The sequence below is a fragment of the uncultured Planktosalinus sp. genome, from assembly GCF_963973675.1.
Lineage (GTDB): Bacteria > Bacteroidota > Bacteroidia > Flavobacteriales > Flavobacteriaceae > Planktosalinus.
Map to the genome: position 1 here is coordinate 1 of NZ_CAXBAN010000028.1, position 12,142 is coordinate 12,142.

The 12,142-nt window shown below is 36.6% G+C and carries 12 protein-coding genes; 5 read left to right on the forward strand and 7 right to left on the reverse strand.

Going from position 1 to position 12,142, the window contains the following annotated elements; all coding sequences use genetic code 11:
• Positions 1-76 precede the first annotated feature (76 nt).
• From AACY61_RS02110 to AACY61_RS02140, 7 genes are all read right to left on the reverse strand, one after another.
• The gene (locus AACY61_RS02110; RefSeq protein WP_339609729.1) at positions 77-514 is read right to left on the reverse strand and encodes a hypothetical protein; all 438 of its coding nucleotides are present in this window, start codon (positions 512-514) and stop codon (positions 77-79) included.
• A gap of 12 nt (positions 515-526) precedes the next feature.
• The gene (locus AACY61_RS02115; RefSeq protein ID WP_339609731.1) at positions 527-1,033 is read right to left on the reverse strand and encodes a hypothetical protein; all 507 of its coding nucleotides are present in this window, start codon (positions 1,031-1,033) and stop codon (positions 527-529) included.
• 33 nt (positions 1,034-1,066) lie between these two features.
• Entirely contained in the window at positions 1,067-1,609 is a 543-nt protein-coding gene (locus AACY61_RS02120) for an RNA polymerase sigma factor (RefSeq protein ID WP_339609733.1), read from the reverse strand.
• A 522-nt stretch (positions 1,610-2,131) separates the two neighbouring features.
• The gene (locus AACY61_RS02125) at positions 2,132-3,955 is read right to left on the reverse strand and encodes an ABC transporter ATP-binding protein (RefSeq protein ID WP_339609735.1); all 1,824 of its coding nucleotides are present in this window, start codon (positions 3,953-3,955) and stop codon (positions 2,132-2,134) included.
• Positions 3,956-4,001: 46 nt separating this feature from the next.
• Positions 4,002-5,729, reverse strand: coding sequence for a phospho-sugar mutase (locus AACY61_RS02130; protein WP_339609737.1), 1,728 nt, complete (start codon positions 5,727-5,729; stop codon positions 4,002-4,004).
• A gap of 69 nt (positions 5,730-5,798) precedes the next feature.
• Entirely contained in the window at positions 5,799-6,749 is a 951-nt protein-coding gene (locus tag AACY61_RS02135) for a glycosyltransferase family 2 protein (protein ID WP_339609739.1), read from the reverse strand.
• Positions 6,750-6,754: 5 nt separating this feature from the next.
• Positions 6,755-7,279: a DUF4199 domain-containing protein gene (locus AACY61_RS02140; RefSeq protein WP_339609741.1), complete on the reverse strand. Its 525-nt coding sequence runs from the start codon at positions 7,277-7,279 to the stop codon at positions 6,755-6,757.
• A 184-nt stretch (positions 7,280-7,463) separates the two neighbouring features.
• On the opposite strand from AACY61_RS02140, the gene AACY61_RS02145 reads away from it, so the two are divergent.
• The 5 genes from AACY61_RS02145 to AACY61_RS02165 form a co-directional block, all read left to right on the forward strand.
• Positions 7,464-7,715, forward strand: a complete 252-nt coding sequence (locus AACY61_RS02145) for a type B 50S ribosomal protein L31 (RefSeq protein ID WP_339609743.1) — start codon at positions 7,464-7,466, stop codon at positions 7,713-7,715.
• Positions 7,716-7,824: 109 nt separating this feature from the next.
• Positions 7,825-9,000 (forward strand): GlmU family protein, encoded by a 1,176-nt coding sequence (locus tag AACY61_RS02150; protein ID WP_339609745.1) that lies wholly within the window; start codon positions 7,825-7,827, stop codon positions 8,998-9,000.
• Complete coding sequence (locus AACY61_RS02155) at positions 9,000-9,944, forward strand: GNAT family N-acetyltransferase (protein ID WP_339609747.1); 945 nt, start codon at positions 9,000-9,002, stop codon at positions 9,942-9,944. The genes AACY61_RS02150 and AACY61_RS02155 overlap by 1 nt, the downstream gene beginning before the upstream one ends.
• Positions 9,941-11,056: a DegT/DnrJ/EryC1/StrS family aminotransferase gene (locus AACY61_RS02160; RefSeq protein ID WP_339609749.1), complete on the forward strand. Its 1,116-nt coding sequence runs from the start codon at positions 9,941-9,943 to the stop codon at positions 11,054-11,056. The genes AACY61_RS02155 and AACY61_RS02160 overlap by 4 nt, the downstream gene beginning before the upstream one ends.
• A gap of 71 nt (positions 11,057-11,127) precedes the next feature.
• The coding region (locus AACY61_RS02165; RefSeq protein ID WP_339609751.1) for an oligosaccharide flippase family protein at positions 11,128-12,142 on the forward strand (1,015 nt) is incomplete at its 3' end.

Below are 12,142 nucleotides of genomic sequence, written 5' to 3' on the forward strand. Positions count from 1 at the left end.
TAGAATTTGTCAACGATAGCGTGGCTTTTGCTTCCGGAAATAATAAAATCTCCAAACTTACCTTCAGATAATCTGATTATTTCTTTCTACTGCGGTACTTTTTTAAAAGCTGCATTTTAAATTCATATTCAGCCTTTTTTAACATTAGTACCCTTTTTGCTCCAAGTTGCATAAGCAAATCATTTTCAAGTTCGGTTTCCAGGGTGTTTTCTCGATCGCGTTGATGTTTGATGTGCTGAAGCAGTTCAGTAGCTTTTTGCTCTGAAATTGCGGCAACATCACCTTTAAAAGCTGATTTGACCCGATCGCGGTTCTCTCTTCTCAATTTTATAAGTTCAGTATTATAGGAATTATAAACAGGCCAGAATTTTTCAGCTTCTGATGAGGTTAATTCAAGTTGTTGCGTAATAAAGGCTGTTTTTAATGCTTTAATTTCATCATAACTTTTCTTTTGTCCAAAACCTAAACTTACAAAAGCGATTGTAAGGATTAGAATGCTTAATTGTTGTTTCATGGGGATTGCTTTTTATTCGTTAAAAATATGATCATCTCTTAGACTGTATGAAAGATAATCCAGAATTTCTTCATCTGAAATGGATGAATTTAAAGTTTCGTCATCGATAGATAGCTCTGAAAAAAGTTCCTGAAGCTCAATGTCTGAATATTGAACCAATTCATCTTCAATGTAATAAGAAACCTCACTCAATGACTCATTAGGTTTCAAAATTAAATTACTCTGAAATATAACTACTGAAAATAGTACAGCAAAAACAGCTGCTATACTTACAGCATAACGCATAGATTTCTTTGAAAATAAGGATATGACTGTTGACTGTTTTTTTTGGGAAATCGTTTTGGCTTCAATGATTTTTGGAAGTGTTTCAAAATAGTTTTCAGGTACTTTAAAAGGAATTTCCTCTTGCATTATTGAACGTTCAGTAACTGTGGCAAAAAGTTCAGCCTCCAGATTGTCAAAATAACCTTCGGGTGTCCTAAATCCGTGCTTTTTAATATGTATCTTGTTCTTATTCATCTTGTTTATAAGACTTAAATTTTTATAAATGGTTTAATTTTCAGTTAATAAAGCGGTTATTTTTTTAACAGCAATGTGGTAGGAGCTTTTTAAAGCCCCTACTGAAGTGTCAAGAATTTCGGAGAGTTCCTCATAGGTCAAGTCATCAAAATACTTCATATTAAAAACTAACTGTTGCTTTTCGGGAAGGCTTGCAATGGCCTTTTGAAGTTTTAGCTGTATTTCAGTTCCATCAAAATAAACATCAGCTTCAAGGCTATTTAGTGAGTGTTGCTTCAACTCTTCTGAGGTAAAGCCGCTGCGCTTGGCTTTTTTGTTAATAAATGTGATTGCTTCATTTGTAGCAATTCGATACATCCACGAGTATAGCTTACTTTCCCCTTTGAACAAATGAATGTTTTTATAAATTTTTATGAATGCATTTTGAAGTACATCATCACTGTCATCGTGATTGAATACCATTTTCCTGATATGCCAGTATAAGCGCTTATGATACAAACTAATCAGCTTCTTAAACGCAGCGTCTTTAGTTTCTTCAGATTTGAGTTTGCTTATGAATTCTGTTTCCTCTAACAAAGAAATGAGTTTAATGTTAGACTAAATATATAGCAAAAGGATTAAAATCAAGTTTATTAAAAAACTTAAAATGAGTTAAATAATAGATAAAACGCAAAAAACATAGATAAAAAGCATATTTTATTTTTTTGTAAGAAAAAACTTAGTATCTTTACACCATCTTATGCGGTTATGTTTACTATTATATGCCCCAATTGTAATAGTTAACAAGTTTGGGAAAGGCAGGTTCTAAAGGACCTGCCTTTTATTTTAAATATTTATAGTCAACACACAAAGCGGAACTTAAAAAGCGTGTTAATATTGTAGGAATATAGTTGAATAAAATCATATATAAATCGATTAAATACAAAAAAATAGGATAAAAAGTAAAATATATTTGGAGAATTCAATTTTCTAAATTACTTTTACAGTCTACTTATGCAAAGCTTTGTTGCTTTGTGCCCCAAATAAAGCGACAGAATAAAAAAATAGCGAACTTAATAAGTTCGCTATTTTTATTTATGGATTTTTATTTTATCAAATTTAATCAAATGATTGCATTTCAATAAGATTAAAATAGACCCCTCGTTTGGCAAGTAACTCAGGGTGAGTTCCCTGCTCCATGATTTCTCCATTTGACAACACAATTATTTGATCTGCATTCTGAATAGTGGAGAGTCTGTGTGCAATCACTATTGAAGTTCTGTTTTGCATCATTTTTTCAAGGGCATTTTGAACCAGGCGTTCGCTTTCAGTGTCAAGTGCTGAAGTTGCCTCGTCAAGTATCATCAAGGGTGGGTTTTTTAATACAGCACGAGCAATACTGAGTCGTTGCTTTTGACCTCCGCTTAGTTTGTTTCCACTATCACCAATGTTGGTGTCAAGTTTTAAGGGCAATTTATCAACAAACTCCCAGGCATTAGCAATTTTTAAGGCTTCAATGATTTCATCATCAGTGGCATTTTCTTTGCCAATCTTCAAGTTGCCTCTCACAGTATCATTAAACAATATAGAATCTTGAGTTACAAGACCCATTAGATTTCTGAGGGAGTGTAATTGAATGTTTCGAATATCAATACCATCAATTGTAATTGCTCCGTTATTTACATCATAAAACCGGGTTAAAAGATTGGCAATGGTACTTTTTCCACTGCCGCTTTGACCAACCAATGCTACTGTTTGGCCTTTTTGTACTTCAAGACTGAAGTTTTTCAAGACCAATTCGTCATCATACTTAAATGAAATAGTATTGATATTTAGGTTACTTTTGAAATCATTTTTTTCTATAGCATCAGGATGGTCTTTGATGTTATTTTCTGTTTCTAGTATTTCCAGAATGCGTTCAGCTGCTGCATTTCCTTTTTTAACACTGTAAGAAGCTTTGGAGATTGCTTTTGCAGGAGTTAATATTTGATAAGCCAGCCCCATATAAACAATAAACATTTCAGGGTCAAGAGTGCCGTCGATCAATACCATTCTTCCACCATACCACAGCAGTACTGCTATTACTGAAATTCCCAGAAATTCACTTGCCGGTGATGCCAGGTTTTGCCGGTTGAGTAGTTTGTTTGAAAAGTTGTAAAACCTTTGGGTTGAATACTTAAATTTATTCGTAAATATATTTTCAGCATTAAAACCTTTTATGATTTTTAATCCACCCAGAGTTTCTTCTAGAATCGATAAAAAATATCCTTGTTCTTTTTGAACCTTGTCTGATTTTCGTTTGAGTGATTTACCAATCAAAGAGATAATAAAGCCTGAAACAGGTAAAAATATAAATACAAATATAGTGAGCTCAACACTTATCAGAAACATTGCAACAATAGTAAAAATTATAGTAAGCGGCTCCCTGACAATAAGTTCCAGGATCGATAAAAATGAATGTTGAATCTCTAAAACATCACTGGTGATTCTGGCAATGGTGTCTCCTTTACGTTTCTCAGAATAGTGGGAAAGTGGGAGTTCAATGGTTTTCTTGTACATCGCGTTGCGCACGTCTTTAAGCACTCCGTTACGTAAAAAGGTAATAAAATACATGGCCAGGTAATTGAAAATATTTTTTAATAAAAACATACTTATAACAAGTATGACCATAAAAATCAACACATCATCAACACCTTCGCTTTTCTTTTGTGTTACGAAAAAATTTAAAGAGTCTTCAATATAATTTTTAGCATTCCCTAAGTCGGTCCATACCGGTTTGGTGTTGAGTTGTTCTGTATTGCCAAAAAGCACCTTCATCATAGGAAAAAGCGATAGCATTGCCAACGTACTGAACAATGCATAAAAAATATTTGAGACAATATTTAGTAGAGCATACGTTTTATATGGTCTTGCAAAGCGAAGGATTTTCTTGAAGTATTTCATCAATAATGTTTGATTTTTAAAGTCAACTCAAAGGTAAGTCTTTAGTTTATATGTTCATTGACTTTAAAATTGATTCAATTTTTTCATCCAGTTTTTCTGACACTCCTTTAAAATCACCCTCATTTAGCAAAGGTAAATTCACACTGATATAAAATTTGATTTTAGGCTCGGTTCCACTGGGTCGGGCAGCAACCTTTGTACCATCCTCGGTATAATATATAAGTACGTTGGACGTCGGAATGTTAATTTTTTTTTCGGAGCCTGTCAAGTGGTTTTTAGCAATCCCCGTTTGATAATCTTCCAGAAGAGTCACTTTTGAACCGGCTATTTCTTTCAGCGGATTTGCTCTTAATTCCACCATTATTTGTTTGATTTCTTCAGCTCCTTCAATCCCTTTTTTTACCATTGACACGAGGTGCTCTTTGTAAAAACCGTGTTCTTGATACAAACTGATGAGGTAGTCATACAGTGTTTTTCCTTTTTCTTTTTGTTGAGCGGCCATTTCACAAGCCAGTAAAGTGGCAGTCACCGAGTCTTTATCTCTCACAAAATCACTCACCATATATCCAAAACTTTCTTCGCCGCCGCCAATAAATTGTTGAGCCGGGTGGTCTTTAATCATTTTAGCAATCCACTTAAAACCGGTAAGACCCACTTTGCATTCGGTAGTATATTTTTCAGCTATTTTAAGCATCATTGGGGTTGAAACGATGGTTGATGCTATAAAGGCATTTCCTTGCAGGCTGTTGTTTTTGGAATGAAAATTCAGTAGAAAATCACTCATCATGGCCATGGTTTGGTTGCCGTTTAACAAGGTCATTCTGCCATCGGGATTTCTCACAGCAACTCCCAGTCGATCTCCATCAGGGTCAGTTCCAATGACGATGTCGGCATTGGTTTTGTCTGCCAGCGCAAGGGCCATTTTTAAGGCTTCGGGTTCTTCAGGATTGGGTGATTTTACGGTGGGGAAATCACCATTGGGTTCGGCTTGTTCTTTTACAATATGTACATCACTATATCCGGCGCGCTCCAGTACAATCGGATTTAACTTAATGGATGTTCCATGCAATGAAGTAAAGACAATTTTTAAATTTGCCTTGCTTTCTTTTGAAGTGCCAAAGCTTCCGTTTTTTAACGATGCATTTATAAAAGCTTCGTCTATATCAGTGTCAATATACTGAATTAAAGATTCTTTAGCTTCAAACTGAATGTCTTCAAATTTAAGCACATTGATTTCTTCAATCACTTCTACATCTTGTGGCGGCACCAATTGTCCACCGTCGTTCCAATACACTTTATAACCATTGTATTCCGGTGGATTGTGGGAAGCTGTCAAAACAATACCACAGTGGCACTCCAGATGGGTTACGGCAAATGAAAGCTCAGGAGTGGGGCGCAATTCTGAAAATAAATAAACCTTGATATCATTGGCAGAAAAAACATCGGCTACCACTTTGGCAAGTTCAGCGCTGTTGTGACGGCAATCGTATGCAATAGCTACCTGATGGTGTTCACCCGGAAATTGTTTTTTAATATAATTGGAAATCCCCTGCGTGTTTTTCCCGAGCGTGTACTTATTAATTCGATTATTACCAACACCTACAATTCCTCGCATGCCTCCGGTGCCAAAAGATATATTTTGGTAAAAACTTTCCTCCAGTTCTTTGGGGTTATGAGCGATAAGTTCCTTAATTTGTTGCTGGGTATTGATATCAAAAACAGGTGTAAGCCATTGATTGACTTTTTCAAGTATCTCAGGTTTGATATAGATCATAAGAAGTGACTAGTTTTTAAAAAAAACAAAGGTAACTAAAGTTGGGGAGATTGATTTGTTAGAAAATCGTTAATCAAGATTGACCTGATCACTGATTTTATAATTTTCCTTGTGTTTATTGTTTCTTAAAATGATTTCGCCCAAGAAACCTGCCAGAAATAGCTGAGACCCAATCACCATAGCGGTAAGGGCTATGTAAAACTGGGGTCGGTCTGTGATAAGTCTGCCGCCGGGGTTGAGAAACATTTTGTCAATACCTAGATACAGTGTCAACAAAAAACCAATAAAAAGAATCAATGCGCCCCAAGCACCAAAAAGATGCATAGGTTGTTTGCCAAAACGGCTTAAAAACCAAATGGTAATCAAATCTAAAAAACCATTCATAAAACGGTTTACACCAAACTTGGTAGTGCCATACTTTCTGGCCTGATGCTGAACAATTTTTTCAGTAATATTGGAATAACCGGCATTTTTTGCCAAAACAGGAATATACCGATGCATTTCGCCGGTGACTTCAATGTTCTTAATAACTTCATTTTTATAGGCTTTTAGCCCACAATTAAAGTCGTTTAATTGAACTCCCGAAGTTTTTCGGGCAGCAAAATTAAAAAGTTTGGAAGGGAAGTTTTTAGTGAGTTTACTGTCATACCTTTTCTTTTTCCACCCTGAAACCAAATCGTGGTTTCCTTCCTTAATTAAATTGTACAGTTCTGGAATCTCTTCTGGATTGTCTTGTAAATCGGCATCCATAGTGATCACTACTTCTCCGGAAGCTTTTTCAAAACCGGCATGCAGCGCTTGTGATTTTCCGAAATTTCTCAAAAAGCGGATGCCTTTCACTTCGGGATATTTTTTGGAGAGTGCTAAAATAATGTCCCAACTTCCATCAGTACTTCCATCATCAATAAAAATGATTTCATATGAAAAACCACTGGATTGCATTACAGCTGCAATCCAATGGTGTAATTCATTCAATGATTCCGCTTCGTTTAATAATGGAATGACGATGGATAAGTTCATTGATTTTAGATTTCAGCCGGTCTTTCTCTTTTCATTATGAGACTGGCAATCAATGATATGATGAACCCAAAAAATAAACTACCAATCAATGAAAATGTGGCCATCATAAAAGGGGTTGTGAAAGATTCAGTAAAACCTAAAGCTTGTTCCATTTGTTCTTCAGTCATTCCTTGGCTTTGTTCAGCCATTTGCATTCTTGCTTCATCTATAACGGTGTCAATATATTCAGGATAAATAAAACTATAATGTAAATATGCATAAACTCCGGCTAACACACCAGCAATGGCGGCAGTAGCCACTCCAACTTTTAAGCCTTCACCTAAACTTAGGTAGTTTTCGTTTTGCTGTTTAAAGGTCTTAATGGCGTATACCAGAATTAAAACAGTTAGAGCAAAACTCACTAAGCTAATTGCCCAGTTTTGATTAGTATTGGTTACATACATCACTACTAAAAGTAGAATTGACACTAAAGCTAAATAAAGACCGTGAGTAGTTACAATTTGCTTGAATGATTTCTTTTGATTTTCCATAATTCTTTAGTTTTGGTTTGGATAGTTAGTACACAAATATAGAAAATCGTTACATTTAATCTTGCTAAGGCAGTAATCTTATTTTCAAAATACGAATTTATTTTTCAAAACTTTTATTGCTCAATTGAAAATAATGCTTAAATTTGCATCCTCAAAATAGCGACGATTTTTAAAGCATTACAATATGAAACAAGGAATTCACCCGGAAAACTATAGATTAGTAGCATTTAAAGACATGTCTAATGAAGATGTGTTTCTTACAAAATCTACAGCAGTTACAAAAGAGACAATTGAAGTGGATGGAGCAGAATATCCATTGGTAAAACTGGAAATCTCCAGAACTTCTCACCCATACTATACCGGTAAATCTAAATTGGTAGATACCGCCGGGCGTATCGATAAGTTCAAGAACAAATACTCAAAATTCAAGAAATAATTATTTCGCATTATATTTTTTTAAAAGCCTTCGAGTCATCGAAGGCTTTTTTGTTTCCAATTTTACCATAATTTTCAATACTTTTACTGAACATTGAATCACAGCAACCATGAATTTTATATTATTTGACGGACCGGAGCGCAACAATTTATTGCCCTTTACCTATACACGTCCGGTAGCAGAAATAAGAGTGGGAATTTTAAGCTTACGCGAAAAATGGGAAAAACACCTCAACACTTCCACCACATCTGAAACACAAGACTATCTTTCGGAGAAATTTTCAAAAACCACGCTCGATAAAAACATAAAAATCAATCCGGTTTATCTGCCCACAGAAAACCTGGCCGGTATTGTAAAAAACCTTCAGGAAAACCAGGCATTGTTTGATGATGACCGTCCCATTGCATACTTTTTTACAAACAATCAGAAAGTGAATTTTGATGATTTTGAAGTCATTCAATACACCCACGATGATTTGCTGAAAATTTCCAATACCTGGGATATTTTCCGGTTAAACGGTGAAGCTATTCAACGCGACTTTGAATTGCTTACACAAGGACGAAAATCTCAACCCATACCCAACAGTGTTTTTTGCATCCATAAAGAAAACATTTTCCTCGAAGAAGGTGCCAAAGTAGAACTGGCATCGCTCAATGCCAGTGCAGGACCTATTTACATTGGTAAAGATGCCGAAATTATGGAAGCCTGTGCCATTCGTGGTCCGTTTGCCTTGTGTGATCATTCCACCTTGAAAATGGGTGCAAAAATTTATGGTCCCACCACGGTGGGTCCTCATTGTAAGGTTGGCGGAGAAGTAAACAACTCGGTGTTTTTTGGATATTCCAATAAAGCTCATGACGGCTTTTTAGGCAATTCGGTGATAGGTGAGTGGTGCAACCTGGGTGCAGATACCAACAATTCCAATTTAAAAAACAATTATGCCGAAGTGCGCTTATGGAATTATGAAACCGAAAATTTTGCCCGCACCAGACTCCAATTTTGCGGTCTGATGATGGGTGACCACAGCAAATGCGGCATCAACACCATGTTCAATACCGGGACCGTAGTGGGTGTGAGTGCTAACATTTTTGGAAGCGGTTTCCCGCGTAATTTTATACCTAGTTTTAGCTGGGGCGGCGCTGCCGGAATGACAACCTTTAAAACCGACAAAGCCTTTGAAGTAGCCCGTGAAGTGATGAAAAGACGAAACCTCGAGTTTGATCAGATCGAAGAAAAGATCTTGGAACATGTCTTTGAGATTTCCTCCAAACACCGAAGAAATTGATGAATTACAAAATAATTAAATACCAACCCAAATTCAAACAACAGTGGGACGACTTTGTGCGTACTTCCAAAAATGCCACCTTTTTGTTTTATCGTGACTTTATGGAATACCATTCAGATCGGTTTACAGATCATTCGTTGATGGTGTTTAAGAAAGAAAAAATTCAGGCAATTTTACCGGGTCATACGTTAGAAAGTACATATTGCAGCCATTTAGGTTTGACTTATGGCGGACTTATTTTTAATGAAAGTATGGGTTTGGATGAAGTAAATACATCTTTCGAAGCTGTAAAAAGCTATTTAAAAGAAAAGGGATATGATGAATTGCTTATTAAAGTGTTGCCAATGCCTTACCAGTCTGAGTATAGTAGTGCCCTTGAATATGTAATGTTTAGTAACAAAGCACACTTGCAAAGACGTGATTTGAATTATTTTATTGACCTTGAAAAACCATTGCAAATACACAAATCAAAATTAAAATTTAAAAAGAAAGGATTGTGGGAGGAGTTGAAAATTGTAAAAACCTCAAATTCCGATTCCTTTTGGAATGATTTATTGATACCTGTTCTTAAAGAACAATACGGAAATGCTCCTGTACATTCTACAAGTGAAATTAAACAGTTGATGAATCAATTTCCGGACAACATTATTCAATACAATGTGCTGCTAAATAATGAACTGATTGCGGGAATGACTCTTTTCATATCAGGAAATACAGTAAAGTCACAATATGGTGTCGTCAATGCAATAGGAAAAGAATACAGAGCGTTAGATTATTTATACATTAGTCTTCTGGAATATTTTAAAAAACAAGGTTTTTCGCATTTTGATCTGGGAACTACCAATACAGGTGACGGAACAACCTACAATAAAGGATTAAGCAAGTATAAAGAAGAGTTTGGAGCGAAACCCTATAACCAGGATCGATATTTAATAAAATTATGAAAACCGCATTTTTAAACCTTCAAAAAATCAATGCCCGGTTTGAATCCCAATTTCAGAAAGTTTTTAAAGACTTTCTCGATTCCGGCTATTACATTTTGGGAAACCAAGTAAAGGAATTTGAAAAGGCCTTCGCCGATTATTGCGGTACAAAACACTGCATTGGTGTAGCCAATGGACTTGAAGCCCTGCGACTCATTTTGGAAAGCTATAAAGTACTTGGAAAACTAAAAGATGGCGATGAGGTCATCGTTGCAGCAAACACCTATATCGCTACCATACTCGCCATCAAACAAGCCGGATTGACCCCCGTCCTGGCAGAAGCCGAAGCCGAAACCTACGGTTTTGACATAACCAAACTAAAACAAGTCCTTACCCCTAAAACAAAAGCCATTATGCCGGTACATCTCTATGGGCAAATCACCAATATGGACCATGTAAATGCTTTTGCCCAGGAGAATAATTTGCTTGTGATTGAAGATGCAGCCCAGGCGCATGGAGCAAGGTTTAAAGTTCAAAACTCAAGGTTAAAAAATGCCGGAAATTTAGGAGATGCCGCCGGATTCAGCTTTTACCCTACCAAAAACCTCGGAGCTTTAGGCGATGGTGGAGCAGTAACCACCAACGATGACGAAGTAGCCGATGTTGTAAAAATGCTCCGGAATTACGGCGCTAAAACAAAATATGTAAATGATTTACCGGGGTTCAATTCGCGTCTGGACGAACTTCAGGCAGCACTGTTAAGCATCAAATTAGAACAACTCGACGCAGATAACAAACGCCGCCGGGAAATTGCAACAACCTATCTCACGCAACTTTCCAACCCAAAAGTCATCTTACCTGTAGCACCTGAAGTTGATGCGCATGTGTTTCACTTGTTTGTTGTGCGAACAGACAACAGGGATGAATTTCAAAAATACCTTACAGAAAACGACATAGGCACTTTGATTCATTATCCCATTCCACCACACAGGCAAAAAGCTTTTAGCGAGTGGAATCAATTGACTTTTCCGGTAACGGAAAAAATTCACAACACGGTGATTAGCTTGCCGATGAGTCCGGTGATGACAACAGATGAAGTGGAACGGGTGATTGAAGTAGTGAATAGATATTAGAGGGTAGTCGTTAGAGACTAGATTTTATAAAAGAATAATCATTTACGAGATACCCGCCTTCGCGGGCAAGTATGAACGAAGACCGCAGTGCATACCGTCAAGTCTTTAAAGCCACCTCCTTGTTTGGTGGGGTACAGGTATTTCAAATTCTCATCGCTGTCATACGTTCCAAAGTCATTGCTGTGTTGCTGGGGCCTTATGGGATGGGTATTTCAGGCTTGTTGAATACTACGCTTAATTTTATCAGCCAACTCACCGGTGCCGGGCTCGATCGCAGTGCTGTTAAAGATGTTTCTGCTGCTTTTGGAAAAAAAGACGAGCAGAAAATTGTCAGGGTACTTGGAGTTTTAAGAAGGCTTGTTTGGTTTACAGGAATTCTGGGAGCAGTATTAACAATTGTTCTAGCTCCTTTTCTAAGTCTGTGGGCATTTGATTCTACCGATTTTACATTGGCATTTATATGGATTGCCTTTGCTATTTTAATTAAGCAATTAGCTTATGGAAATTTAGTAGTGCTGCAGGGATTAAGAAAATTAAAGTCTCTCGCCAAAGCCAATCTAATGGGAAGTGCTGTGGCACTTGTCATAGTTGTGCCTCTTTATTATTATTTTAGAATTGATGCCATTGCACCGGCTATCCTGATTTCATTTTTAATGACTTTTTTGTTCAGTTGGTATTTTGCAAAAAAAGTGCGACTTCAACCCGAAAAGGTAACAACAAAAGTGGCATTTTCTCAGGGAAAGGAAATGATTAGGTTGGGGGTGATGATGAGCATTAGTAGCCTTCTGGTGGCGCTTGGAATGTTTTTAGTACAATTGTTTATCAGTAATACCGGAAGTGTGGCAGAAGTGGGGTTTTATCACGCGGGTATTGTGATTATCAACTCCTATGTGGGGATGATTTTTAATGCCATGTCCACCGACTATTATCCCCGACTTGCTGCCATAGCAGATGATATAATCAAAATAAGGGAGACGGTACTGCATCAGGCCTATATTGCTGTTTTGTTAATTACACCCATAATTATTTTATTTTTGATTTTTGCAGAATATATGATCATACTGCTTTACAGTAAGGAGTTTTTAC